This is a genomic window from Roseibium sp. QJM3NY_11, assembly GCF_056173175.1.
On the sequence record NZ_CM149660.1, the window covers coordinates 829,586 to 853,910 of the forward strand.

General features: G+C 62.3%; 24 protein-coding genes. 9 read left to right on the forward strand and 15 right to left on the reverse strand.

The features are described from left to right. Positions 1–10: 10 nt before the first annotated feature. Entirely contained in the window at positions 11–760 is a 750-nt protein-coding gene (locus AC0VX3_RS03865) for an SDR family oxidoreductase (RefSeq protein ID WP_475523618.1), read from the reverse strand. Between the two features lie 95 nt (positions 761–855). Here AC0VX3_RS03865 and AC0VX3_RS03870 point away from each other — a divergent pair, with 95 nt between their 5' ends. From AC0VX3_RS03870 to AC0VX3_RS03885, 4 genes are all read left to right on the forward strand, one after another. Then, the gene (locus AC0VX3_RS03870) at positions 856–1,761 is read left to right on the forward strand and encodes an AraC family transcriptional regulator (RefSeq protein ID WP_475523619.1); all 906 of its coding nucleotides are present in this window, start codon (positions 856–858) and stop codon (positions 1,759–1,761) included. 361 nt (positions 1,762–2,122) lie between these two features. Further along, a complete protein-coding gene (locus tag AC0VX3_RS03875; RefSeq protein ID WP_475523620.1) occupies positions 2,123–2,467 on the forward strand; it encodes an Hpt domain-containing protein in 345 nt (114 codons plus the stop codon). 92 nt (positions 2,468–2,559) lie between these two features. Next, a complete protein-coding gene (locus AC0VX3_RS03880) occupies positions 2,560–3,783 on the forward strand; it encodes a GGDEF domain-containing protein (RefSeq protein ID WP_475523621.1) in 1,224 nt (407 codons plus the stop codon). 28 nt (positions 3,784–3,811) lie between these two features. Continuing rightward, positions 3,812–6,571: an ATP-binding protein gene (locus AC0VX3_RS03885; RefSeq protein WP_475523622.1), complete on the forward strand. Its 2,760-nt coding sequence runs from the start codon at positions 3,812–3,814 to the stop codon at positions 6,569–6,571. Here AC0VX3_RS03885 and AC0VX3_RS03890 read toward each other — a convergent pair. Then, entirely contained in the window at positions 6,549–6,917 is a 369-nt protein-coding gene (locus AC0VX3_RS03890) for a response regulator (protein ID WP_475523623.1), read from the reverse strand. The two genes, AC0VX3_RS03885 and AC0VX3_RS03890, sit on opposite strands and share 23 nt — an antisense overlap. Positions 6,918–7,119: 202 nt before the next feature. Beyond that, entirely contained in the window at positions 7,120–7,659 is a 540-nt protein-coding gene (gene infC / locus AC0VX3_RS03895) for a translation initiation factor IF-3 (protein WP_342893823.1), read from the reverse strand. A gap of 370 nt (positions 7,660–8,029) precedes the next feature. On the opposite strand from infC, the gene AC0VX3_RS03900 reads away from it, so the two are divergent. Then, positions 8,030–8,521, forward strand: a complete 492-nt coding sequence (locus AC0VX3_RS03900; RefSeq protein WP_475523624.1) for a translation initiation factor IF-3 — start codon at positions 8,030–8,032, stop codon at positions 8,519–8,521. Between the two features lie 550 nt (positions 8,522–9,071). On the opposite strand, the gene AC0VX3_RS03905 is transcribed toward AC0VX3_RS03900, so the two are convergent. The 5 genes from AC0VX3_RS03905 to AC0VX3_RS03925 form a co-directional block, all read right to left on the reverse strand. Continuing rightward, on the reverse strand, positions 9,072–9,446 hold the full coding sequence (locus tag AC0VX3_RS03905; protein ID WP_342893769.1) for a YkvA family protein: 375 nt from the start codon (positions 9,444–9,446) through the stop codon (positions 9,072–9,074). Positions 9,447–9,590: 144 nt separating this feature from the next. Then, positions 9,591–9,839, reverse strand: coding sequence for a hypothetical protein (locus AC0VX3_RS03910; protein WP_475523625.1), 249 nt, complete (start codon positions 9,837–9,839; stop codon positions 9,591–9,593). 71 nt (positions 9,840–9,910) lie between these two features. Continuing rightward, positions 9,911–10,078: a hypothetical protein gene (locus AC0VX3_RS03915; RefSeq protein WP_475523626.1), complete on the reverse strand. Its 168-nt coding sequence runs from the start codon at positions 10,076–10,078 to the stop codon at positions 9,911–9,913. A 134-nt stretch (positions 10,079–10,212) separates the two neighbouring features. After that, the gene (locus tag AC0VX3_RS03920; protein WP_475523627.1) at positions 10,213–10,809 is read right to left on the reverse strand and encodes an exopolysaccharide biosynthesis protein; all 597 of its coding nucleotides are present in this window, start codon (positions 10,807–10,809) and stop codon (positions 10,213–10,215) included. Positions 10,810–10,846: 37 nt separating this feature from the next. Continuing rightward, entirely contained in the window at positions 10,847–11,302 is a 456-nt protein-coding gene (locus tag AC0VX3_RS03925; protein ID WP_342893773.1) for a host attachment family protein, read from the reverse strand. Between the two features lie 142 nt (positions 11,303–11,444). On the opposite strand from AC0VX3_RS03925, the gene AC0VX3_RS03930 reads away from it, so the two are divergent. After that, positions 11,445–11,957 (forward strand): MgtC/SapB family protein, encoded by a 513-nt coding sequence (locus AC0VX3_RS03930; RefSeq protein WP_342893774.1) that lies wholly within the window; start codon positions 11,445–11,447, stop codon positions 11,955–11,957. A 30-nt stretch (positions 11,958–11,987) separates the two neighbouring features. Here AC0VX3_RS03930 and AC0VX3_RS03935 read toward each other — a convergent pair whose 3' ends face one another. Beyond that, positions 11,988–13,688, reverse strand: a complete 1,701-nt coding sequence (locus AC0VX3_RS03935; RefSeq protein WP_475523628.1) for an acyl-CoA dehydrogenase family protein — start codon at positions 13,686–13,688, stop codon at positions 11,988–11,990. Between the two features lie 162 nt (positions 13,689–13,850). Here AC0VX3_RS03935 and AC0VX3_RS03940 point away from each other — a divergent pair, with 162 nt between their 5' ends. Next, positions 13,851–14,741, forward strand: coding sequence for a YihY/virulence factor BrkB family protein (locus tag AC0VX3_RS03940; RefSeq protein WP_475525131.1), 891 nt, complete (start codon positions 13,851–13,853; stop codon positions 14,739–14,741). Positions 14,742–14,776: 35 nt separating this feature from the next. On the opposite strand, the gene AC0VX3_RS03945 is transcribed toward AC0VX3_RS03940, so the two are convergent. Then, a complete protein-coding gene (locus AC0VX3_RS03945; RefSeq protein ID WP_475523629.1) occupies positions 14,777–15,643 on the reverse strand; it encodes a DMT family transporter in 867 nt (288 codons plus the stop codon). 136 nt (positions 15,644–15,779) lie between these two features. Here AC0VX3_RS03945 and AC0VX3_RS03950 point away from each other — a divergent pair, with 136 nt between their 5' ends. Continuing rightward, positions 15,780–17,786, forward strand: coding sequence for a methyl-accepting chemotaxis protein (locus tag AC0VX3_RS03950; RefSeq protein ID WP_475523630.1), 2,007 nt, complete (start codon positions 15,780–15,782; stop codon positions 17,784–17,786). Positions 17,787–17,932: 146 nt separating this feature from the next. Beyond that, positions 17,933–19,117 carry an NAD(P)/FAD-dependent oxidoreductase gene (locus AC0VX3_RS03955; RefSeq protein WP_475523631.1) on the forward strand — a complete coding sequence of 395 codons (1,185 nt, stop codon included), beginning with the start codon at positions 17,933–17,935 and terminating at the stop codon, positions 19,115–19,117. A gap of 41 nt (positions 19,118–19,158) precedes the next feature. Here AC0VX3_RS03955 and AC0VX3_RS03960 read toward each other — a convergent pair whose 3' ends face one another. The 5 genes from AC0VX3_RS03960 to AC0VX3_RS03980 are packed head-to-tail and all read right to left on the reverse strand — an operon-like array spanning position 19,159 to position 24,257. After that, positions 19,159–19,956, reverse strand: a complete 798-nt coding sequence (locus tag AC0VX3_RS03960) for an alpha/beta fold hydrolase (protein ID WP_475523632.1) — start codon at positions 19,954–19,956, stop codon at positions 19,159–19,161. Between the two features lie 37 nt (positions 19,957–19,993). Beyond that, positions 19,994–21,208: an adenylate/guanylate cyclase domain-containing protein gene (locus AC0VX3_RS03965; RefSeq protein WP_475523633.1), complete on the reverse strand. Its 1,215-nt coding sequence runs from the start codon at positions 21,206–21,208 to the stop codon at positions 19,994–19,996. A 55-nt stretch (positions 21,209–21,263) separates the two neighbouring features. After that, on the reverse strand, positions 21,264–22,769 hold the full coding sequence (locus AC0VX3_RS03970) for a glycosyltransferase family 39 protein (protein WP_475523634.1): 1,506 nt from the start codon (positions 22,767–22,769) through the stop codon (positions 21,264–21,266). A gap of 17 nt (positions 22,770–22,786) precedes the next feature. Beyond that, entirely contained in the window at positions 22,787–23,218 is a 432-nt protein-coding gene (locus AC0VX3_RS03975; RefSeq protein WP_475523635.1) for a GtrA family protein, read from the reverse strand. Continuing rightward, a complete protein-coding gene (locus tag AC0VX3_RS03980) occupies positions 23,208–24,257 on the reverse strand; it encodes a glycosyltransferase family 2 protein (protein ID WP_475523636.1) in 1,050 nt (349 codons plus the stop codon). Before AC0VX3_RS03980 ends, AC0VX3_RS03975 begins: the two co-directional genes overlap by 11 nt. Positions 24,258–24,325 lie beyond the last annotated feature (68 nt).

The following is a 24,325-nucleotide window of genomic DNA, read 5'->3' on the forward strand; positions in this document are numbered from 1 at the left end:
CACGGCTCGGCTAGGCGGCCAGAGCCACGGCGTCGCTGCCGGCCGGAAGGCGCAGGGGACAGGCCGGATCGGTCACCGCTCTCCAGACGGCTTCGACCACATCCGCCGGCAGGGTCTGCTCCTGGTCCGCAATCGCCATGAAGCTGCTCATGACGTTGTCGATGAAGGGTTTGTAGTCCGCCGGCGGATCCTTCGCATCTGCCCCCAGTGTCCTGGCATTCTGGCCGAAGCTTGTTGTCGGTGCCCGTCCCGGCAGCACCAGCCGTACCCGGATGCCCAGGGGCGCCAGCTCCAGGGCCAGGCACTCGGTAAAGGCGTTCACGGCGGCCTTGCTGGCCGTGTAGACCGGCAGCAGCGGCAGCGGTTTCAGCGTCACGCTGGAAGACACGTTGACGATGACGCCGGCCTTTCTCGAACGCATTTGCGGCAGCACCGCCCGGATCAAGTCAAAGGATCCGAAGGTGTTGGTCTCGAACAGAGTGCGGATCACCTCCGGGGGCGTGCCTTCGAAGCAGGACAGAAAGCCGATGCCGGCATTGTTGACCAGCGCGTCAATCGGGCCTGCCGCCTCGACGGCCCGGGCGATGCTGTCGCGGTCGGTCACGTCCAGAGGGAGCATCCGCAGACGGTCCGAGGCCGGCAGAAGCGCCTCATCCGGATTGCGCATCGTTGCAACCACGGACCAGCCGCGATCGAGGAAACGGCTTGCGGTCTCCAGACCGAAACCCGAGGAACATCCGGTAATCATCACCGATTTCATGACACAATCTCCTTGGAATGGATGCTTGTGATTTTGGCGAAATCGATCAAACTATCTATAATGGAAAGTCTCTTATTTGTTTTTGAAAGTCCTGAATGTCCGATCCGCTTTCCGAGATGATCTCGCTTCTGCGTCCGCAGGCGCCCTATTCTAAGCTGGCCGAGGCATCCGGACCCTTCCGGGTGCGCCGGGAGGATGTGGACGAACTGTTCTATTGCATGCTGCTTGCCGGCCGGATCTGCCTGGAGATCGACGGCAAGCCGGCGATGGAATTGAGCGCCGGTGATTTCGTGCTGATACCGGCGGTGGCCGCGTTCACGGTCTCCAGCCTTGATCCGCCCCCGCCGCCCGGGCTGGTCAGCCACCCTGTTGCGTGCGAGGATGGAATTTTCCGCATCGGAGGGCAGGACGGTCCGGCGGAGGTCCAGCAACTTGTCGGACATTGCAGTTTCGCGAGCCCGGACGCGGAGCTTCTGGTTTCGCTGCTGCCCGATCTGGTCGTTGTGCGCGGCGAAGGCCGTCTCGCCACGCTGGCCGCCCTGGTTCGTGACGAAGCGCGCGCGGATCGCCCGGCGCGGGAGGTTGTGGTGGAACACCTCCTGCAGGTTCTCCTGATCGAGGCGTTTCGCTGTTCCGAACACACGGATGCGCCCTCCGGGCTGTTGCGCGGCCTGGCCGACGCGCGTGTCGGTCCCGTCTTGCGAACCATGCATGCAACTCCGGACCGTGCCTGGACGGTGCCCGAACTGGCCGTCCTGGGGGGACTTTCCCGCTCCGCCTTCTTCACGCGATTCACCCGGATCGTCGGAATTCCGCCAATGGGCTATCTGATGAACTGGCGAATGTCACTTGCAAAGCACCTGTTGCGCGCGGGCAGGCACAGCATCGCGGACGTGTCAGACAGGATCGGTTACGGGTCATCCAGTGCGTTCAGCACAGCCTTCACCCGTCATGTCGGCCAGGCGCCCGCGCGGTATGCGAAGGCGGTGCGCGCGGAATAGCGTGCTCGTGGTGCCGGCGCGTTCCGTGTCCGGGTTTGACAGTCCGAAGCAGGTGCGATTCGGCGTTGAACCAGCAAACAGAGAGATTAATCGACGAAATTACGTAGAGAAACATACTTTTTTCTGCAATTTTTAGGCATTTGACTCAGAAATTTCGCGGAAAAAAATACGTACTTTTCCATATGCTGCAAAAAATTGCCTAGAGGAATTTTGCACTTTATGAGCGCAGTATCGGCATAATTTCTTAGTTTAAACTCAGAAATTTCTCGTATTAAGCACTTTTTACAATGAATTATTGCAATAAAAGTATATTAACAACTTAATCGTGACATCACACATGTAATAGTGAGTGAGGAATGTCATGACTGAAGCGGTCCAGGCGAGAGCTGCACAACTTTTCACAGCATTCGAAAAGCGTCTCGATCATGACAGGGCCGAGCTGATCGCGAATGGAGACACGGCAGCTGGCCGGGCTGGCGGTCCGGATTTCGACGCTGTCCGCTTCATCGCCCATCGCATTGTCGGGAGTGCCCGGATGTTCGGATGCGAGGACCTGGCTGAACCGGCCGGGAAGGTCGAAGGACTCGTCGACGCCGGTGCAGACGTGAGCGCAATCGTTCGGGCAGTGAACGAACTGGCCGAGCGGATCGAGCTGACCCTTTCAAAGGGTCTGGGGTCTCCCGACTGGAATGGATTTCCGTCCTGATGAGCCCCCGAACAGGAGCCGATATGCGCGCCCGGGAAACAATCTGTCAAAGGCCTGGCAGGAGGCCGCAACCCGAGCAGGCTGTCACCCCGATGAGGTCGGTTGTCGTTCTCGACAAGCCGGAGGGGTTTGACCAGACCAGCCTGCTGCTCGGCGGGTTGGGGTTCAATGTCGTGCCGCTCCTGGACACCAGCAGCGCAAAGGGTTGCAGGGTGGCCCTGATCAATCCGGACTGCGATCCGGAGCTGGAGATCTGCGCGTCACTCAGCAAGATCTGCAAGGTTCTCCTGACCACCAACAAACGGGATTTCTCGTTCAAGATCCAGGCGGTCCATCAGGGGGCGCAGGGTCTTTTGTCCAGGCCGCTCAACGCGGTCGAGGTCTTTGCCAGTCTTGAGGAGACCCGCAAGTCGGATATGCCGGAGGCCCGCGTCCTGATCGTGGACGATGACGAACTGACGGCATCAGTCTATGCGATGGCGCTCGAGGAATGCTCCGTGAGAGTTGCCGTGATTACCAACCCGCTGCTGGCGGAAAAGGCGATCGCGGAATTCCGGCCGGATCTGGTGATCATGGATATCGACATGCCGCAGGCCAGCGGGCTCGATGTTGCCCGGGCCATCCGGCTCGACCCGCAGTTCACGTCGCTGCCGATCCTGTTCCTGTCCTCGGTCAGCCGGAAGGAGGTTCAGGAAGAAGCCCGGGAAATAGGGGGCGACGATTTCATCAGGAAACCCGTCGATATCGGCTACCTGGTGAAGATGGTGCGCATGCGGGCCGCGAGGGCGGTCGAACTGCGCCAGATCATGGCGCGGGACGGGCTGACCGGTCTGAGCAATCACGTCAGCTTCAAGGAAGCCCTGACCACGGAACTCAACCGCAGCGCACGTGCGCAGTCGGAATTCACCGTCGCCCTTCTGGACCTCGATCACTTCAAGTCGATCAACGATACCTACGGCCACCAGGTGGGGGACACGGTCATCCAGACCTTCGCAACCCTGCTCAAGAGTTCCCTGCGAAACGTCGATGTCATCGGCCGCTATGGCGGTGAGGAGTTCGCGGTCATTCTGCTGGATGCGAATACGGAACAGGCGGAGGCCACGATGGACCGCATCCGGCAGGAATTCGAACGGATCGAGTTCCTTGCGAGCGATCAGGTCTTTCACGTGACCTTCAGCTGCGGCCTGGCCGGGTCGAAAGACGAACGTGGCGGTGAAGCGCTGCTGGCGCTGGCGGATACAGCGCTCTACGAGGCCAAGGCCGGTGGCCGCAATTGCATACGCACATATCTGCCCGGTTGTCGGAGCGAATTCTAAACCGGGGATCAAGCGACAGGGACGCATCATGTCACAGGACGGGACGACCTCTTTCAGAAGATACATCGCGAAATTCGGTGACCTGAATCTGACGGGGAGCCTCAAGAAGAGGATCATGATCCTGACGGCCTTTTGCGTCGCCCTGTCCACACTGGCGATCGGCGCGCTGTCCTATTCACGGATACGGTCGGAGACTCTCCAGCTCGCCGAAGTCAAACTGGCCGCCGAAGCGCGCCTGCTGTCGCAGCGCTTCAGCCTTGACTACCATCAGATCGCCAACGACCTGATGACAGTCGCCGAGACACCGCCGGTCCAGGGGTTGATCCGAAGCTTGCAAAACGGCGGCATTGATCCGCTGGACGGCTCGTCGGAAGCGCTCTGGCGCAGCCGGATGGCTACGATTTTTCAGGCGGTTCTCAGAGGCCGTCCGGAATACTTCCAGTTCCGGTACATCGGCGTCGGGGCGCGTGGCCGCGAACTTGTGCGAGTTGATCGCACATCTGCGGGTCTTGAGACCCTCATCGGGAAGGCCCTGCAGGAGAAGTATCAGGAGCCATATTTCAAGCAGGTGAGAGAGGCGCCGTCCGGAGCCGTGGTTTTCTCCGACGTGAGCTACAATCGTGAATACGGACGCGAAGACGGCGCCGGGATACCGGCGTTGCGCGGCATGTTCCCCATCGACGGTCCGGACGGGGAGCGATACGGCTTTCTGGCGATCAACATCAATTACGAGGACATGCTTCAATCCGCCTTCCTGGAAATCAAGCCTCAGCGGAACACCTTCGTGATCAATGGTGCCGGCGACTACATGCAACATGATGCGGATGATGACCAGTTCGCACACCGGCTGGAAATCCATGACGCCCTGACGCGGCCCCTGCCGGATATCGTGCGGCGGGTCCAGTCGTTCAAGGATGGAGAGGGGCTGTTCTTCACCGAGGACAAGGTCGGCTATTTCGTTCGCGACGCGGATGAACACGCCCAGGCGTCCGCCAATCTCGGTGTTGTTGTCGAGATTCCGATACACGAATGGTACGGAACCGCCACACAGACCCGAAATGAGTTCCTGCTGGCCGGTTTCCTGGTGATACTGGTGAGCACGGGTTTTGTTGTCATCGTCACGCGCTCGATGATGCAGCCGCTGTCCGATCTTTCCAACGCGGTGCGCTATTCAAGTCCCGACGACAGGCTGGATTATCTGCCGGTGACGCGGAAAGACGAGATCGGTGAACTGGCCATAGTCATCCGGAACCGGAACACCAAGCTTATCGAGAGCCAGGCCCGGGCCTCCGCCATCGTCAACAACGTCGTCGACGGCCTCATCCTGATCGACGCGCATGGCCGGATCGAGCAGTTCAACCCGAGCTGTGAAAGGATGTTCGGCTATCCCGCGTCTGAAATCATAGGCAAGAACGTCACGATCCTGATGCGGCGCGAGGTCGCCGTGAACCATGCGAGCTATCTGCAGCGATACAGGAATGGCAAAGGCGGCAAGGTGCTCGATATCACCCGGGAACTCGAGGCCGTCGACCGGTCGGGCCGGGTGTTTCCGATCGAGCTTGCCATCAATGCCGTCACCGTTGACGGGGAAACCAAGTTCAGCGGCGTGATCCGCGATATCAGCCAGCGCAAGGAGATCGACCGCCTGCGCAAGGAGTTCGTCTCGACAGTCAGTCATGAACTGCGCACGCCCCTGACCTCGATCAGAGGGTCGTTGACGCTGATCGATACGCTGGCATCAGAGGGACTGCCGCCAAAGGTTCACAATCTGCTGGCGATGGCCCGGAACAACACCGAGCGCCTGATCCTCCTGGTCAACGATATCCTGGACTTCGAAAAACTGCATGCAAGGAAGACACAGTTCTTTTTCGAAGCCATCGATCTGAACGGAGAAGTCGAGAAAGCCGTGGAGTTGACCCAGGGGTATGCCGTCGATGCGAACGTCTCGCTCAGCATGGATCTGAGCCCAGATGCGATCACGATTTCCCTGGATACGGGCAAGTTTCAGCAGGTGCTCGGCAACCTGATCTCGAACGCGGTAAAATACTCTGAAAAACAGGGCATGGTGACATTGCGGACGCTGGTCGCGGGTGATCATGTGCGCATTGAAGTCGAGGACAGGGGCAGCGGCATACCGGAATCCTTCCGGACCCGCATCTTCGAGCCGTTCTCGCAAGCCGACGGAAGCGCCTCCCGGCGCAAGGGCGGCTCGGGCCTCGGGCTGAATATCACCAGGAGCCTGGTGGAAGGCATGCGGGGCAAGATCGGCTTCAAAAGTCAGGAAGGCGCCGGAACAATCTTCTGGATCGAATTCCCATTGTACGAGATGCAGCCGGTTGCCGTGACCGAGCCGGAAGAGGTGCGAGATCCTGGCGGCTTGCTCGGTCTGCATCTGGAAGACGATCGCGATTTTCATATCATCCTGCAGAGCGGCATGGATGGTGAACTCGAACTTCTTCAAGCCCGAACGCTCGCCGAGGCAAGGGATCTGCTGGACAAATACCGGTTTGACATCGTTATCATCGACCGGATCATCCGGGATGGCGAGGGACTGGACCTGATCCGCAGTATTCCCGATCCGGACCAGACAAAGATTGTCGTCGTCACTGCGACCGATGAAAATGTTCAGCACCTCCATGTGGATGAGACGCTGATCAAGTCGAAGACCCGGCCCAGTGAATTCGCGTCGAGATTCGCGAAGATCGTTGACGAGATCAAGGCCGCCCGGCAGGCCGATCAAACCCGGTCCGGCCCGAGCGTGCCGGTCAGCCCTGCAGCAAGTTCCTGATGTCGGAGGCAAGGCTGATCGGATCGAAGGGTTTCGAGATCACGCCGATCGCACCGAGCTCCAACAGCAGGTCCACATCTTCCTGCATCGATTTTGCCGTGACGAAGACGACCGGGATATCCCGCGTCGCGCCGGTTTTCTTCAGGTGAGTGAAGGTGGTGGGACCATCCATGTCGGGCATCATGTAGTCGAGCAGGATCACGTCCGGCTTCCACTCCACGGCTTCCACGAGCGCGTCCTTGCCCGAATTGAGGCATCTTGCCTCGAAGGCATCGTCAAGGTCGAGACACAGTTCCACGATCGAGGCGATATCCTCGTCGTCATCGACATAGAGTGCTTTGATCATCGGCTGCGGACCTCCGGAAACAGGATGTTCCGCGGCGGTGCGCGGAAACTGCCGTTACGATACCCTGGAGCCGTTTACAATCACTGAAACCATATGGTGAAACTGCGACCTGCCGCGTCGCCTCGATGGTTCTGAGGGCAAGCGGCAACAAAAAAACCCCGCCGGAGCGGGGTCTTGAAATTCAGCAGCGGGATGCGGCAGCCTATTTGATGGGTGCCAGTACCATCACCATCTGGCGGCCTTCCAGCTTGGGATTGGATTCGACCTTGGCGATCTCGTTGGTTTCCTCACGGACCTTGTTGAGCAGCTTCATGCCCAGGTCCTGGTGCGCCATTTCGCGTCCCCGGAAACGGAGTGTGACCTTCACCTTGTCGCCGTCATTGAAGAAACGCAGCATGTTCTTCATCTTCACCTCATAGTCATGGGTGTCGATGTTCGGACGCATCTTGATCTCCTTGATCTCGACGGTCTTCTGCTTCTTGCGGGTCTCTGCGGCTTTCTTCTGGGCCTGATACTTGTAGCGGCCATAGTCCAGGATCTTGCAGACGGGCGGATTGGCATTCGGCTGAATCTCGACGAGATCAAGCCCTGCATCCATGGCGATGCCCATCGCCTCTTCTGTCAGTATGACGCCGCGGTTGGCGCCTTCGTGATCGATCAACTGGACTTCGCGTACGCGAATTTCTTGGTTTGTGCGCGGGCCTTCCTTTGTAGGAGGCGGGGCGCGGAACGGACGGCGAATGGTCGCAATCTCCTCTATCGTTTCAACGTGATGTCAGGAACTGGCTTTAATCATGCGCGAAAAGCCTCGGAACATCTGTACCAAGGGGATTAAGCATGCGTGGCCTGACGCCATCCCCTAAGCTCCTGCGAAACTGGCCAAAAGTCAACCGAATTCGGTGCATCAGAGTCTGCCGGGCAATGTTTTTGCGAGGTCGGCTTTCTCGGGGGGACAGTCTCGGGCTCCAGTCTCGGGCGCTTATCTCGGGTCCCTGTCTCCTGCGGCCGGTTCGGGACGGCCGACCAGTGCGCACCGGCCATCCGGGTTGCAATCCGGCCAGTGGAGGATCAAGTAAGAAGCCGAAACACTCCGATCAAGAAGGATCCGGGATTTGGACGGTGGAAAATTCATCTATCAGCTTCTCAAGGTGGTGACCGGCTTCATTCTCGCCGTTCTGGCCAGCGGCCTGTTCCTGGCCTGGGGGTTCTTTCGAGCCGGTCATCCGGAAGACGATCCGGTGGCTTTCGCAACCATGATCGGCACCGGCCTGGTCGGGGCGAGTGTTGTCGGTGCAACGGCGCTGGTGCCGGCCGGCCTGTTGATTGCGGTTGCCGAGGCGGTGCGACTGCGCGGGCTGATCTTCCATGTGGGGGCGGCCGGGGCGCTTGCGTTTGCCGTATGGAGCCTTGGTGCCGAAGCGGAACCGGGAAGCGTCCGTCCCGGCAGTGCGATTGCCCTGGCGGCCGGTTTCATCGCCGGTGCCGTCTATTGGGGCGTTGCCGGGCGTACCTCCGGCCTATGGCACGGCAGATCCGGGAGGACATCCTTGCCGACCACGAACGACCGATCCGCTAAAGATGGTGGCGCGTCGCGGCGGGACTGAGCTGCGTGTCCGCCGGGAAACCGGACCTGGGGAGGTCTCAGACTGCTGACAAACTCACCGGGTCATTCCGGCCGGTCTGCAGCGCAACTGCATGGCCAGAGCCGGGATCCCGCGGTTACTTCGCGCCTCAGGCGCGTCTTTAATAATGATTTCAGATGCTTGGTTTGCTCTGGTGCTCGCCTTCGCTCGCGCTGACATGCCGGGTTCCGGATCAGCGCGCAGCGTCGCTGCACTTGTCCGGAAGGACCAACTGAGAACCTGTCAGCAAGCCGGGACCCGGGGAGGTCTCATACCATCCGCATTTGATAGGAACCCATTTGATGGCATTGTCCCAATTGGCCGACGAGGCGCGCTGCGCAGGACGGTCTGGTTGACCGTTCAAGCAGCGCAACGCTGTTCGGCAAGCCGGAACAAGCCACCGAAGGCCGCATTTGGAGGGTGTTCTGCCGCGTCGCGCGTCTTGGCCGATATCCACATCGCCCTGCAACGCGCTCCTTGCCGAACACCCTCCAAATGCGGTCAAATGGGTTCCTATCAAATGCGGATGGTATCAGAGGTCGCCGTCCTTCAACGCCTCGCGTGCAGCGTGGTAGTGATCGTCGCGCATGTGCCGGCGGATCAACGCGAATGCGGCCATCAGCACCGCGGCGTCGTCCCCGAAACCCACTCCGAGGATAAAATCCGGGATGGTGTCGAGCGGCATCACGAAATAGGCAAGGGACGCCAGCAGTGTCGCGCGTACCTTGACCGGGGTCGCCGGGTCGAGCGCGCAGTAGTAGCCCGCGACGACGTCCTCCATGAACGGCACCTGCCGGGCCGCCTTGCGGGCGGTGGCAAGCAGCTTTTCCCGTATGGACTTTTTCTGCTCGTCTTCCGGGCCGAGGATTTCGGGGTCGAAGCCCAAGTCTTCAAAGGTCGTGGTCATGGTCCTGCGCCTGTCGTTTTCCTGCTTCCGGAAAATAGGTCCTGCAACCGGCCTGTTCAATAACCCGCTGCGACCAGGCAGGACCCGGCCGCCCCCGGGGCGTCCGTCCGATACCTGAAGGAAGCCCTTGCGGTCAGCGCTTTTTCAAAGCGTTGCCGGGCTGTTCTCGTCGGCTTCGGCCAGCTCAGTGTGCCCGAGCCGTTCCAGGGCCCGGTCGACTTCCAGCAACCCCGACGTGCCCGCCCGGTCGTTGCCCATCGGGCTTTCCGTGGCGGCGCGTTCCAGGGCGCGGGCGTCCTCGCGCATCTTCAGAAGTTCGGCGACCCGGTCTTCCCGGCTGCGGCTCCTGTCACTCAGAATTTTGGCGATCTGGTCATTGACCGGGCTGGTCATCGGATGTCTCCCTGTTGGTCGAAACGGTCTGTCGTCCGCATCATGTGGTTTCCGGCGCGACGCCCGCCGATCTAGTAGGTGAGCATGAATGTAAGCACGAGCAGTGCCAGGATCGCGCCGCTCAGGCCGAAGCCGATGGCAAGGCCCTTCCAGTTGCGGTCTTCCTGCCTTCGGATCCGCTCTTCCAGGCGGATGTCCTGCCGGTGAGCGTCTTCGTGAAATCCTTGCTGGGTCATCATCTGAACCTCGCGGTGTCGCGTGTTGACGGTGCCTGCCGCTTTCGCAGAGCACCTTCGTAAACGCCCGGCGCGCGGCTTTGTTCCAACGCGGAAAGGGAGGCTGCCTCAAGCGTGTGCCCGCGCGGGAACCCGGTTCAGCCACTGAGAACCAGAGCGTACAAAGCCCAGACAGCCGCGCCCACGGGCAAGATCGCGATGAGCGCGTAGAGACCGTCGCGGGTCATCCGCGAGAAGGCGATCAGGCAGACGGCTCCGCCGAGCAGCGACGAGGAGAACGGGACCAGTTCGAGCAGTGGCATGAAGGCGCCGAACAGCGCGCAGGACAGAGGCAGCAGGAACTGGAACGGCCGGTGGAACAGGAAGCGCACGCGGGTGTGCGAATGACCGTCGAGCCAGGCGGCTGCCGGACGCAACCTTGCCATTGCCTCGCGCACCTTCGACCCGGCCAGGCTGCGTCGGCCGAGCCACTGCGGCAGCCAGACCTGGTCCCTGCCGATCAGCCACTGGACCGAGAACAGGGCAATTGTCAGGCCGCACAGGCTGGAAAACAGGGGAATGCCGCTGAGCGGTGTTACCACCGCGGCCGCGGGGATCATGATCAGCGCGGCGAAACCGGTCTGTTCGAACGTGTCGACGACGCGGCCGAGCCGCAAGGTGTCCTGCCGCGCCACGTCGACGGTCCTGTCGATCAGGTCGGTGAGCGCAACGCTCTCCTGACTGGTACGGGTCATGGAAGGCACCTTCGGCCGGCTGCTGTCGAAACGGGCATCAACTTTTTTCGAAGACGATCGTCTCGATATCGCCGATCTCGTGATTGGTGAGATCCTTATCGATCTCTGCGATCACCTTCGAGGCGACCTCCTTGTGCAGGTTTTTGCGGATCTCCCCCAGTACCGATGGCGCGGCGACCAGCACGAGCTGGCTGAAATCCCCCTTGTGGGCGCGCTTGTAGAGAATGTCCGACAGTTCCGACGCGAACCGATCCTCGGCCAGGGAATGCCAGTCGGTTTCGGCGACCGCGCTTCGATGGGCGCCGGGGCCGTCGCTGAGGCGACCCGGACGATCCGTGCCCTGATCGTGCGTGGCCGGGTTGTCCTGTTCCTTCTTCTTGAAGATCTCCAGGTTGGGGAATTTTTCGTCGCCTTCATTGCGCAGAAAAAGTGCCTTTGCGCCGTCGGCCACAACGATCCAGCCATCATGCTTCAAGCGGATTGATGAACTCATCTGGTCCTCCTGTCGGAATTGTCAGCGGTAAACGGCCTGAAATCCGATCCGTTCCGAAAAGATGCAATGACGGAAACGGAACCGTTTTTCAGTACCGTGCGTTTTCGGGTCAGGTCAGTTTACAGCGGAAGGCGCGAAAATCATGTCCGAGCGGATCGCCGCAGAGTTCAATTTCGACTTTGCAGCTTTTCCAGCGGAGATCATGGCACTGCGCATGATCGCCGCGATCCTGCTTGGCGGTGTCATCGGGTTCGAACGGGAAGGGCGCGGCAAGGATGCGGGGCTGCGCACGCACATGCTGATCGCGTTCGCGTCCTGCCTGTTTCTCCTGGTCAGCCAGGAACTGGCCGAGCTGCCCTTCGAGGGGGCATCCAACGTCAATGTCGATCCGCTGCGGCTTGTGGAAGCCGTCACCGCCGGGGTCGCGTTCCTTTCCGCCGGCCTGATCTTTTCTCAGGGAGACCGGGTGCGAAATGTGACCACCGGGGCGTCCATGTGGCTGGCCGGGGCTATCGGGACCGCCTGCGGCGTCGGCCAGATCGGCATCGCCTGCGTGGCCACGGCACTGGTGGTGACCGTCCTCGCTCTGGTGGGCGCACTCGAACGCCGGATTACGAGGCGCCGCGCGGCCCGGGGGGACGGCGGCCGCGCCTGACAGGCCGCCTGCACGCCTGGCGGCAGGACGTCAGGAATTGCCGCGCGTTTCCAGCAGCCGCCGTGCGATGACCTGCGCCTGGATTTCGGCCGCGCCTTCAAAGATGTTCAGAATGCGGGCATCGCACAACACGCGGGAGATCTCGTATTCAAGGGCAAAGCCGTTGCCGCCATGGATCTGGAGGGCGTTGTCGGCCGCGGTCCAGGCGACCCGGGCACCGAGCAGCTTGGCCATGCCGGCTTCCAGGTCGCAGCGCTTGCCGCTGTCTTTCTGCCACGAGGAAAAATAGGTGAGCTGCCGGGCGATCATCAGTTCGGCGGTCATCAGGGCCAGCTTGTCGGAGACGCGCGGAAAGTTGACCAGTTCCCTGCCGAACTGGACCCGTTCCCCGGCATATCTGAGGCCGAGATCGAGCGCGGACTGGGCGACACCGAGAGCGCGGGCTGCGGTCTGGATGCGCGCACCTTCAAAGGTCTGCATCAGCTGCTTGAAACCTTCGCCCTCGACCTGGCCGAGCAGGTTGCCGCCCTTGACCTCAAAGCCGTCGAAGGCAATCTCGTATTCCTTCATGCCGCGGTAGCCGAGCACCTCGATCTCGCCACCGCTCATGCCCTCGGCCGGGAACGGATCCGCGTCCGTGCCGCGGGGCTTTTCCGCGATGAACATGGACAGGCCCTTGTAGCCCGGCTCTTCCGGATTGGTGCGGACCAGAAGGGTCATGATATCCGCGCGCACCGGGTGGGTGATCCAGGTCTTGTTGCCCGAGACCTTCCAGACATCGCCGTCCTTCACCGCGCGGGTTTTCAGCGAAGCGAGATCGGAACCTGTGTTGGGTTCGGTGAAAACGGCAGTCGGCAGGATTTCGCCGGAAGCGATTTTCGGCAGCCAATGCTGTTTCTGCTCCTCGGTGCCGCCGCACAGGATCAGTTCGGCGGCGATTTCGGAGCGGGTGCCAAGCGAGCCGACGCCGATATAGGCGCGAGACAGTTCCTCGGAGACCACGCACATGGCTTCCTTGCCGAGACCGAGGCCGCCGAATTCTTCCGGAATGGTGAGGCCGAAGACGCCGAGCTCCGACATCTGGGTGACCACGTCCATCGGGATATAGTCATTTTTCAGATGCCATTCGTGGGCGTGTGGCACGACGGTGTCTTCCGCGAAACGCCGCATCTCGTTGCGGATCTGCTCCATGGTATCGTCGAGGCCCGGGTCACCGAACGTCGAATGGCCGGCCTGGTCGCGGATCAGGCCGGTGATGCCGTCGCGGATGCCCGGGGTGTTGCCGGTTTCGATCAGGGACGCGATTTCGGGTGTGAGGCTCGCGTTTGCCTCCTCCCGGGTGATGCCCAGGTCCGCCAGGCGAACGAATTCGCCCTGGTTCATCGGAATGCCGCCGAAGATCTGCGCCAGATATTCGGCGAAGCCCAGTTGAACGATCCCGTCCTCCAGAGGGCCATAGCGGCCTTCGGACGCAAGGCGGCGGGCATAGGCATCCAGCTGGCGCAGCGCCTCGACATACGTCGCCAGCCAGGCCAGACCATGGGTTGCCCGCTGTTCTTCCTCCATCCGCGCGGCGGAGATGCGGCCGTCCCTGATCACCAGATCGCGCACCCGCCGCGCCGCCAGATCAAGCAGCCGGTCAAGCGCCACAACGGCGGCTGCCGTGCGTTCCTGAAGATCGACAGGCGGACGGGCAGGTGATTCTGCTGCGGGCAGGGCTGCGGTGGACATGATGATCTCCGTTTTCATTTGTTGCGCAGCAGCGCTTTTTGTTGAAGCTATGTTGCGTTGCACACCCGCATTTGTCGAGGATGAATTTATAGACCTTTTGGCTGAGAGGCTTTTTGGAAGCCGGTCTTGACGGAGCCCCTGGCTCCGGGCCAGATCAGGATCATGAGCGCCCGACAGACAGTTCTGGTCATTTACGCGGTCCTGAAGGACGCAATCGGCCATTTCACCCGCGACGACGGCTTTGCCATGGCCAGTCACGTCGCCCTGTCCGGCCTCCTGGCGGTTTTTCCCCTGTTGATCTTCATCGCGTCCCTGGCCGCGTTTCTGGGAATGACCGGCGCAGCCGACACTGTTTCCGGTCTGTTGTTCGAGGCCTGGCCGCAAAGCGTTGCCTCGCCGGTGGTCCGCGAGATCCACAACGTTCTGACCGTGAGGCGCGGAGACCTGCTGACCTTCGGTGCGGTCGCGGCTCTCTGGTTTTCCTCCAATGGCGTCGAGGCGCTGCGCACGGCCCTGAACCGGGCGTACCGGCAGCAGGAAACCCGTTCGTTCATTCTCCTGCGCCTGCAATCCCTGGGGCTGGTCCTCCTGGGCGCCGGCATCTTGCTGGCCTACACGTTCCTTGTCGTCCTGGCGCCGTTGGCACTCGAAACGCTCAAGGTGTATGTGCCCCAGGTCGAAACGTTCCTGCTGTCCATCAATGTTGCCCGTTTCTCGCTGGCCGGGTCGCTGCTGATCATCGGACTGTTCATCACGCACTGGCTGTTGCCGTCCGGCGACCGTTCCTTCCGAGACCTGTGGCCGGGCGTGCTGGCAACCCTGGTCATGTGGATTTTCGCCGGCAGCACCTTTGGCGCCTATCTGGCCAGCTTCGCCAATTATGTCTCCACCTATGGCGGGCTGGCCGGGATCATGACCGCGATGATCTTCCTTTACATCTGCGCGCTGGTGTTCATCCTCGGCGGTGAACTCAACGCCGCGATTTCCCGTCAGCGGCTCTACTGGCAGCGCCGCGTCAGCCGCCTGCCCGTGAAGCCGGAACCGGACGTCTGACCTGGTTTGCAGGGTCGGGCCGCAAGGCGCCGCATTCAGCCGGTCTTGCGGATGGTCAGTACGGCACTGATCACCAGCACCATGCCCGCGATCTGGACGGCGGTCAGGGTTTCGCCGAACAGGAAATAGCTTTCCACGGCCGTGGCCACCGGAACCAGGTAGAACAGGCTGGCAACCTTCGACACGGCGCCTTCGCGGATCAGCAGCATCAGCAGCAGAACAGCGCCCACGGACAGCACGAGAACCAGCCAGGTCATCGCGAAGATCAATTCACCGGACCAGGTGATCTGCCAGCTCTCGGTCAGGCTGAGCGGCGCGGTGACGACCAGGGCGCCGACATATTGCCAGACCGTGGCGGTCAGCAGGTCCGTGCGCTGCACGAAGCGTTTCTGGTAGACCGTGCCCGCACTGATGGCGATGACGGCGACCAGCACCATGCCGACGGTGGTCACGGTGATGCCGCTGCCGCCCAGATCGAACCCCGGACCGAGCACAAGGGCGAGCCCGAGAGCGCCGATCGCCATTGAAAGCCAGTGCTTCCAGGAGATGGTCTCGCTCAGGAGGGCAACCGCCATCAGCGCTGTCAGGACCGGCTGCAGCCCGACGATGATCGACGACGCGCCTGCCGGCATGCCCTGCTTGATGGCCCAGAACACGCCGCCGAGATAAATGCCGTGCACCAGTATGCCGGTGACGACACAGTGCAGGATGGCGGGAATTGTGGTCGGCCAGGACTTCGCCAGCACCAGGGCCAGCAGCATCAGCACGGGCAGGACAGCGGCAAACCGTACGGTCAGAAAGACCATCGGATCGATGTAGGGCGCGCCGAGTTTCGACCCGACAAATCCGGTGGACCATAGCAGGACGAAGATCACCGGAGCGAATTTGGCAAGGAGTTTCAAAAGTTGCCTCAAAAGGAGGAGAATCGCCGAAAATTTAGGCGTTTTACGAGCGGAATAACTACCTGATATTAACAGGAAATTGGTGATTTCGACCAAGTCTTAGGGTCAACACACGGCTGATATGGGGCATACGCTGGTGACCTTCAGAACTCAATCTTCTTTTCGCTTCCTGTCCGGATTGCCGGTCAGGGCGCGAATTCTCTCGCTCAGTCTTTTCACCATTGTGGGACTTCTGGCAATAGGCGCGGTCTTCTTCTGGAGCCAGAAAGAAGTGGACACCGCTTTCGCGCGCATGGGAGGCAGTTCTCTGCTGACGGAACAGGTCGGCAAGCTCTCGGAAGCGGCGGTCGGACTGAGGACGCAGGAAAAGCACTATATCAGCGCGCCTTCCGCAACAAGCCTTGCTGTCTTTTCCGAGGCGATGGCGCGGGCGAATGCGATCCTGGTGGAGATAGCCGAAAATCCGGCCGCTGCCGACCATGAAGCCGAGGTGGCCGACGTCGGTGCCGTGCTTGCCGAGGCCATGGAGGCCTTCCGCGCGCTGGACGTCATTCAGCAGAAGATCGGCTATGACGGCTCGCAAGGATACCTGGCCGGTCTCGACGGATTTGCCGGGGCGGTCAAGGACCGTCTCGCGGAGGAAATGAAATTCGGCGGCGGTCCCGACTTTGAAAAGCTCGCCCGTGCCATCCTGAGTGTCCAGCTGGCCGAAAAGGAATTCACGCGCAATGCCGGCACGCAGGCGCTGGAGGTGTTCGAGGCCGAGTTCGCCGCATTCGAGAAGCTCCTGAAAAAGGTCTATATCTCCGACGCCATCAAGGAGAAGCTTGCCGGCGATATGGCCAGCTACAAGGCCGCGTTTGACGGCTATACGGCGGCCAATGGCGAAAAGGCGCAGACCGCGCAATCGCTTGAAGCGCTATTCGATCTGGTGCCGCCCCGCATCGCTTCCCTGAATGCGGCAGCGGACACCCTGAAACAGGAGGCGACCGCGCAACTGGCCGCGGCGCGCTCGATCGCCGCCGTCGCGATCGGCGGTACTATTCTGGTCCTGCTGATCCTCCTGCCCGCGATCGCCCTGCTCATCGGGCGGTCGGTCGCCCGTCCCCTGGCCCGTCTGCAGGTGGCCATGGAGGCGCTGGCGGGCGGGCACACGGATCTGGACCTGCCGGAGACCGGCGGCAGCGCGGAACTGGCCTCCATGGCCCGGGCGGTACAGGTGTTCCGCGACAACGCGGTCGAGCGTGCGGAGCTTGCCCTGGCGCAGGATCGCGAAAATCAGGACCGCGCAGACCGGGTCGCACGTCTCGATGCGCTGATTGGCGCGTTCGAGGGCACGGTTTCCGGAGCGCTCGACAGTCTGGACCGGGCCAATGACGAGCTGTGCCAGACCTCGCATTCCATGGAGCAGTCCGCCGACGACGTCGCCACCCAGTCGGGGGAAGCGATCGGCGCGGTGCGTGCCGCCGCCGACAACGTCACGTCAGCCGCTCACTCGGCGGAAGAGCTCGCGGCGTCCATTGCCGAAATCGCGGGCCAGGCGAACAAGTCGACCGAAGTGGCCCAGCAGGCGGTCAGGAGCGCGGCATCGACGGTGACCACCATGGAAGACCTGTCCAGGGCAGCAGACCGGATCGGAGAGGTCATGGGCCTGATCCGGGATATTGCCAACCAGACCAACCTGTTGGCGCTCAATGCGACCATCGAGGCGGCCCGGGCCGGCGAAGCCGGCAAGGGTTTCGCGGTGGTCGCCGCCGAAGTGAAACAACTCGCCGAACAGACCTCGCGGGCAACGGGAGACATTGCCACCCAGATCGAGGCGATCCAGGGATCGTCCGGACAGGCGGTCCGGGCCATCGAGGATGTCAACCGGATCATTGCCGACATGGAAGGGCTGGCATCGACTGTGGCCCAGGCGGTGGAGCAGCAGGACGAGGCGGTTCAGGCGATTTCCCGCAATGTCTCCAACGCATCGGAGCGGTCCGGGATCGGGGTCGCTCGCATGGAAGCTGTCGGAGCGGCCGCCGAACTGGCGCGCTCGAACGGCTCGGAAGTGGAACAGCTCGCGGGCTCGCTCGGGCGGCAAGGCACGCTGATCCGCGAGGAGGTCGCCGGATTCCTGCAAGGGGTGCGCAACGCCTGAGGTCACCGACGGGGGTTTTGGGGTCCGGAAAACGCTGCGCCGGTTTCGACGCGGCGTTTCGCCCTTCTGGCGGACGGCTGTCCTTCGTGTTAGCCATGCGGGAGGGAAAAAAGGCCGAACGGCCGAGTGTTAAGAAGGCGGACGGAATGCAGGAAGACATCGTCATCATCGGTGCGGGCCAGGCAGGCGCACAGGTTGCCCACTCCCTGCGGCAGGGCGGGTTCGAAGGTCCTCTGCGTCTCATCGGCGACGAACCTCATCCGCCCTACCAGCGGCCGCCGCTGTCCAAGAAGTTCCTTGCCGGCGAGATCGGCGCGGAGGGTCTCTGGCTGCGCCCGCCCGCCTTCTACACCACCCAGAATATCGACCTCATTCCAGACACGCGCGTCGCCGCGATCGACCGGGACGCGAAGCGCCTGAAGCTGGAGAGCGGCGACACGCTTTCCTATGGCAAACTCGTTCTGGCAACGGGCACCCATGCCCGGCTTGTCAAACTTGACGGGGCCGACAAGGACGGCGTCGTCACGCTGAGATCCATTGCGGATGTGGACCTGATCCGGGACCGGCTCCAGGCGACCGGGCGGATCGTGATCGTCGGCGCCGGATACATCGGCCTGGAAGTTGCCGCCGTCGCCAGGGCACTCGGCAAGGACGTCACGGTTCTCGAAGCGCAGGACCGGCCGATGAAGCGTGTCGTCAGCCAGACGGTCTCCGACTTCTTCATCCGGCTGCACGAGAGCCACGGCGTCGATCTGCGCCTGAACACCGGGATCGAGTCCCTGGAGGGTGGAGACGCGGTCACAGGCGTGAAGCTGCCGGGCGGAGAGGTCGTGCCTGCGGAACTGGTGCTTGTCGCGGTCGGCGCCGAACCCAATGACCGCTTGGCCGCGGAGGCAGGTCTTGAAGTCGACAACGGCATTCTGGTCGACGGCTGCGGCCAGACCAGCGACCCGGATATCCACGCCGCCGGCGATTGTACCCGGTTCTATTCGGGCCGCTACCAGCGGTCGGTGCGCATGGAAAGCGTTCAAAACGCGATCGACCAGGCCAAGGCGGTGGCGCAGTCCCTTGTCGGCCAGGAGGTCGATTACGACCCGATGCCCTGGTTCTGGTCCGACCAGTACGACATCAAGCTGCAGATCGCCGGCCTGTCGGAGGGCTATGACGACACCAGGGTCGTCGGCTCGCCAGACGACCACAAGTTCTATGTCGCCTATCTGCAGGCCGGGCGCCTGATCGCGGTCGACAGCATCAATTCGCCGCGCTCGCACATGATGGCCCGCCGGGTGATCGGCGAGATCTGGCGCGACGACCTGCTGCCGGCGGCCTAGGGGCGGGCTTCCCCGGCGCTTGTTCTTGTGCGACCCTCGACCTAGTCGGCCGCCGCATTCTGCAGGATCAGCCGGATGGTTTCCTGGGGGATTTCCAGATGGACCATGTGGCCGACGCGCTCGAAGATGTGGGTGGCGACGGTGCCGGGCAGCTTGTGCGCCTGGCGGGTGGGCAGCACGCGGTCCTGGGTGCCCCATACCACCTTGATCGGCATCGGCAGGGCCGCCAGTTCGTTGCGCGGCAGGGTCTTTTGCACCGAGCCGTCGATGATTTCGCCGGCGATCGTCTCGAGCGTCGCAGCCGCACCCGGCCGCGCCCGGCTTTCTGCGGCCGTTCTTGCAAGAAATTTCGGCAGCTTGAACTCCCAGCCGAAAAACTGCTCCAGAAGCGTTTCCATGGTGTCCGGATCGGTGGCCGCCGCGTAGCGGCGCAACAGGCGGTGGTTGATTTCCGGTCCGAACCCTCCCGGAGCAAGCAAGGTCATGCTGGCGACCAGCTCCGGATCGCGCAGGGCGATCAGTGCGGCGATCGCGCCGCCCATGGAATGGCCGACCAGGTGTACCCGTGTCAGGCCGAGGGCTTCCAGGGATCGTGCCACAGCCTTGGCCGACACGCCCGCGTTGCCGATCCGCGGCCAGCCGAGCGCATCGCCGTGACCCGGCAGATCGAAAGCAAGCGACCGCTTTGCGGACGCAAGACCCGTCTGGATGTTGATCCAGGTCTGCTTGTCACCGCCAAAGCCGTGCAGAAGCACGATCGGGGCACCTGAGTCCGGGTCTGTCGACGCCTGGTCCCGGACCGGCAGATGCATTGGAGCGTCGGAGCTTTGGTCTGTCATGATTCCTGCTGTTTTGAGGCGTTTGAAATGAGGGGCTTCAGGATCTATCGGGACGGGGTGCCCCGTCCAGGGAAAAAAGCGGCTGCGGGTCCGTGAAGCCGCTGAGTTCGAAGGAGCCGACCGGTCTGGATCTGGCGGCCGCCAGCCGGGCGACATCCTCCGTCATGAGGACATCGGTTCCGACGGACTTGGTGAGGCTTTCGATGCGGGCGGCGGCATGGACCGTCTGACCGATCACGGAAAAGGTCAGCCTGCTGGCAACGCCGATATTGCCGAACATCACCGAACCGACCGAGAGGGCGATGCCGGCTTTCAGGGGATGGGCCAGCGACGGATTGCTGTTGAGGGCCCGCAGCCGGCTGCGGGTTTCATCCGCGGCCGAAAGGGCCTGACTGACGGCCTGGTCAAGGCCCTGCCGGCCGATCGGGAACACGCCCAGGACGGCATCGCCGATGAAGTCGAGCACTTCGCCGCCTTTGTCCAGGATGGCGCCGGCGGTTGCCTCGAAATAGGTGTTCAGAAATGTCAGATAGGCGTCGGGTCCGAGAAACTCGGCGATGGCCGTCGAATTGCGCATGTCGCTGTAATAGATCACCGCGTCGATGGTCTCTCCGTCCCCGTGCCGGATCTGACCGCTGAGAACCTTGTTGCCGGCGATCGTGCCCAGATAGGTCTCGGCGATGGTCTTGCTGATCTGTCCTTCAATGGTCGCGCGGGCGGCGAGGGCAAGCCGTTTTTGAATGTACCGGATCGCCGTCAGGGCCTCGTCGGAAAACCCGTTGTCGTCGCGTGTCGACCAGCTGACGACAATGCCGGTGGAAGTGAACTCGCTCGGGATGGCCGGGATTTCGAAAGCGGTCGGTATGACCAGATAATCCGTGTAGCCCGAGGCGGAGAGATTTTCGAGCAGCGGAAATTCCTGCGGAGCATTGGCGCCGGCCAGCCGCCGGCGCAGCATCGGTTCCCCGCTGATCAGGACAGCGCGCACGGGGCTTTGCAGCCAGTCCTCGGTTTCCTCGTCGGAATGTGCGATCCTTTCGTACTGGACGGCGTTGCCGCTCTCCCAGAACGCAAGTTCGGCCTCGATCAGGGGGTGCAGCGTCGACCAGGCGAGCATCGCCCTGTCGACCGGTACGTTGCACTGGCGCAACCGCTCGCACATTTCACCGAACATCGCCGCCATGTCCGGTGCGCCGAGGGCCTGGCCGATAAGCCAGTCTTCGATGCCGTCAATTTCCGCCATACTGATCATGGCGCAAAGGTAGAGATCTTTGACCCCGGTTTCCACCCGTGGCGGCAGGTTGGTGTCATTTCACATGCGGCAGGGTGACCTGGCCCGGTGGAACGACGATCCAGTTGACGACGACCTCGGGCAGATCCGCCGGAGTGCTGTAGCGGAACGACCTGGAGCCGTCGCGCGTGGCGCCCGGATAAAGTGCGTTCATGTCGTTCTCCGGCGTCTCCCGGTCTCCCCGCCAGACAATCATCAGGCCCTTGTCCTGGACGTCTTGCGGGTCGATCCAGGGGCTCAGCATCAGATTGTGCCGGTAGAACATGGACGGCCGCCCGGGGGCGAACAGGGTCACGTTGGCCGCGGACCACATATCGCCTGCGACATAGGCAAGGTCCGTCCCGGTTTCCGTTTTCCAGATGCGGGCCAGATCCGCGGCGATGGCTCTGCCCGGATAGTGGAGCCGTGTCTGTTTCTGCTTCCAGTGGGGCTCCAGCAGTGCCTGACCGAGAAGCACGCCCAGAAAGATCGCCTGGATCGCGATAGCCGCCGCCATCGCCCTGCGGGGAAAAGCCCATATCGCCGGCACGGCAAGATATCTGACAGCCACAATGCCCGACAGCACGAACATCGGCGTGCCCCACATGTGTTCGAACTCGCCGCCGGTGAGCGTGGAGGCGAGCAGGACCACCGCCAGCGGCACGAAGGCGAACCAGAGCAAGAAACGGGTCTGAAGCGGCGCAAGCCGGGTGACGGACTGTTTTCTGGACGAGCGGAAACGGCTCAGGGTCGTCCAGCCCAGCCCCGCGAGCACGACCAGAAACAGGCCGGCATGGTTGCCGATCTGCGCGCCCAGGAAATTCACCGGATTGACCGCGTGGTCGAACAGCGACTGCGCGGCCTTGCTGCGGCTGGCCGCATAGTGCAGCGTCAGGAAATCCGTCTCGATCAGCCACAGGACATGCGGCACCGTCAGACCGGCACAGACCAGCGCGCAGACCCAGGGTCCGGCGGTGAACACAATGCGCCGCGCATCGGCGAATACCAGCGTGTAAAGGCCGATGGTGCCGATCAGCAGCAGGACGAAATACTTCGTGTAGAGCCCGAAGGCTGCGAGCGCGCCGAGCAGGATCCAGTCGCTCAGGCGGCCCTTTTCCAGAGCCCTGTGAAAGAGCAGCATCATGCCGGCCCAGACCGGAACCTGCAGGATGTTGGGATTGAATTCGGGCATCGGCAGGGTGAAGTAGAACGTGACACTGGTCAGCACGACCGCCCAGAAGGCCTGCCGGTCCGACAGCCCGAGGCGCCTGGCGAGCCGCCAGACCAGGAGGTAGCCGGCGGCGGCGCAAAAAGCGCTCAGCCAGTAGCCGCCGAACGTGCCGCCGCCGGTCAGGCGGTAGGTGAGTTCCAGCAGCCAGGCCTGCATCGGTGGGTGTTTGGTGTATCCGAGCTGGAGTTCCCGGCCCCATGCGAAGCCCTCGACAACGTCGAGTGGCGGTGTCGGAAAGGTCAGGCTGGGCACAAGTGCGAAGAGGAGGCAGACCAGTCCGCAATACCAGATTGCCGCGCGTGCCGGAGTCATTTCGGGTCTCGCCAGGGTCAGGTTTCGGCCGGCCGGTGGGAAAAGGCCCACAACCGCGCACCGAGGAAGGAAAGGGCCGGGACGATCGCGATCGATACCATAAGGCCCACAAGGTCCGGCCAGGGTGTCAGTTCGAGCCAGAGGGTCAGCACGAAGGAATTGAGCGCGAAGCCCGACACGGCGATGACCAGAAAGCGGGTCATGCTTTTCAGGGCCGTGCCGTCCTGGCGCAGGTGTGAGAAGCTCCAGAAATAGTGACCGCTGAACGAGACGGCAAAGGCGGTCAGAAACCCGCAGATGTTCGCCGGAAAGACGGTCAGGATCCCGGATTGCAGCAACCCCGCCGCGACAAGGGCATGGGTCAGGGTGGCCAGGGCGCCGACAATCGCGAATTTGCCGACGGCCGCCGTTTCCGTCTTCAGGGTCTGGCGCCGGGCGTTACCTGGCATTGCGGGCCCGGTCCGTTCCGGCGCCTGTTTCAGGCTCCGCTGCAGCGGATGGACTGCTTTCGATCACGTCCTGCAGGATATAGACCGGCCTCTGCTTGGCTTCGTTGAAGAGGCGCGCGATGTATTCGCCGATCATGCCGATCGACAGAAGCTGGACGCCGGAGAAAAACAGCAGCGCCACCATCAGCGACGCATAGCCGGGCACATCGACGCCCGAAAGGAAGACGCTCAGGATCAGGTAGAGCGCATAGGCAAAGGCACCGAGCGAAATCAGCGCGCCGCCGTAGAACCAGACCCGCAGGGGCAACGTGGTGAAACCGGTCAGGCCATCCAGTGCGAAGTTCCAGAGCTTCCAGTAGTTGAACTTGCCCGTGCCGGCCTTGCGCGGCGGACGTTCATAGGGCAGCGCCATGGCCGGAAAGCCGACCCAGGCGAACAGGCCTTTCATGAACCGGTTGCGTTCCGGCAGGCGCAGCAACGCGTCGATGACGTCCCGGTCGATCAGACGGAAATCGCCGGCATTGGCGGGCATGTCGATATGGGCGAGCCGGTTGAACAGCCGGTAGAACATGCCAGCGGTCGAGCGCTTCATGAGTGTATCGGAGGTGCGGGCCACCCGAAGTCCGTAGACCACATCGTAGCCCGCGCGCCACCCGTCCAGCATCTGCGGGATCAGGTCCGGCGGGTCCTGCAGGTCGACGTCGATGATGACGGCAATATCGCCCCTGACCGCTTCCAGCCCGGCGGAAAGAGCGGCCTCCTTGCCGAAGTTGCGCGACAGTCCCAGAAGGCGGCCCGGAAGTCCCGCGGCCAGTTCCCGGGTCAGGATATCCGCTGTCCGGTCCCGGCTGCCGTCGTCGATGAACACGTATTCGTAGGCCAGTCCGGTCTGCTCCAGCACTGGCCGGGTCGCGGCGAGGAAATGGTCGATGACTTCCTCCTCGTTGAAGACCGGCACGATGATGCTCAGCAGGGGCGCGGCGGGACGCGCGGCTTCCCGGCGGGAGATGTAGACGCTCGAGGCGGCGGTTGCGTTCATGTGTGGCTCAGCTCATTACAGTGGGCGCAACCTGCCGTAAAAAGATGAAAAAGGCCAGCCCGATCACA

Coding starts and splice junctions, on each gene's coding strand:
- AC0VX3_RS03885 (WP_475523622.1), top strand. CDS start 3,812: ATGTCACAGGACGGGACGACCTCTTTCAGAAGATACATCGCGAAATTC.
- AC0VX3_RS03980 (WP_475523636.1), bottom strand. CDS start 24,257: ATGAACGCAACCGCCGCCTCGAGCGTCTACATCTCCCGCCGGGAAGCC.
- AC0VX3_RS03925 (WP_342893773.1), bottom strand. CDS start 11,302: ATGAGTTCATCAATCCGCTTGAAGCATGATGGCTGGATCGTTGTGGCC.
- AC0VX3_RS03965 (WP_475523633.1), bottom strand. CDS start 21,208: ATGATCAGTATGGCGGAAATTGACGGCATCGAAGACTGGCTTATCGGC.
- AC0VX3_RS03960 (WP_475523632.1), bottom strand. CDS start 19,956: ATGACAGACCAAAGCTCCGACGCTCCAATGCATCTGCCGGTCCGGGAC.
- AC0VX3_RS03940 (WP_475525131.1), top strand. CDS start 13,851: ATGAGCGCCCGACAGACAGTTCTGGTCATTTACGCGGTCCTGAAGGAC.
- AC0VX3_RS03870 (WP_475523619.1), top strand. CDS start 856: ATGTCCGATCCGCTTTCCGAGATGATCTCGCTTCTGCGTCCGCAGGCG.
- AC0VX3_RS03975 (WP_475523635.1), bottom strand. CDS start 23,218: ATGCCAGGTAACGCCCGGCGCCAGACCCTGAAGACGGAAACGGCGGCC.
- AC0VX3_RS03875 (WP_475523620.1), top strand. CDS start 2,123: ATGACTGAAGCGGTCCAGGCGAGAGCTGCACAACTTTTCACAGCATTC.
- AC0VX3_RS03905 (WP_342893769.1), bottom strand. CDS start 9,446: ATGACCACGACCTTTGAAGACTTGGGCTTCGACCCCGAAATCCTCGGC.
- AC0VX3_RS03910 (WP_475523625.1), bottom strand. CDS start 9,839: ATGACCAGCCCGGTCAATGACCAGATCGCCAAAATTCTGAGTGACAGG.
- AC0VX3_RS03915 (WP_475523626.1), bottom strand. CDS start 10,078: ATGATGACCCAGCAAGGATTTCACGAAGACGCTCACCGGCAGGACATC.
- AC0VX3_RS03880 (WP_475523621.1), top strand. CDS start 2,560: ATGAGGTCGGTTGTCGTTCTCGACAAGCCGGAGGGGTTTGACCAGACC.
- AC0VX3_RS03935 (WP_475523628.1), bottom strand. CDS start 13,688: ATGTCCACCGCAGCCCTGCCCGCAGCAGAATCACCTGCCCGTCCGCCT.
- AC0VX3_RS03930 (WP_342893774.1), top strand. CDS start 11,445: ATGTCCGAGCGGATCGCCGCAGAGTTCAATTTCGACTTTGCAGCTTTT.
- AC0VX3_RS03920 (WP_475523627.1), bottom strand. CDS start 10,809: ATGACCCGTACCAGTCAGGAGAGCGTTGCGCTCACCGACCTGATCGAC.
- AC0VX3_RS03865 (WP_475523618.1), bottom strand. CDS start 760: ATGAAATCGGTGATGATTACCGGATGTTCCTCGGGTTTCGGTCTGGAG.
- AC0VX3_RS03955 (WP_475523631.1), top strand. CDS start 17,933: ATGCAGGAAGACATCGTCATCATCGGTGCGGGCCAGGCAGGCGCACAG.
- AC0VX3_RS03970 (WP_475523634.1), bottom strand. CDS start 22,769: ATGACTCCGGCACGCGCGGCAATCTGGTATTGCGGACTGGTCTGCCTC.
- AC0VX3_RS03890 (WP_475523623.1), bottom strand. CDS start 6,917: ATGATCAAAGCACTCTATGTCGATGACGACGAGGATATCGCCTCGATC.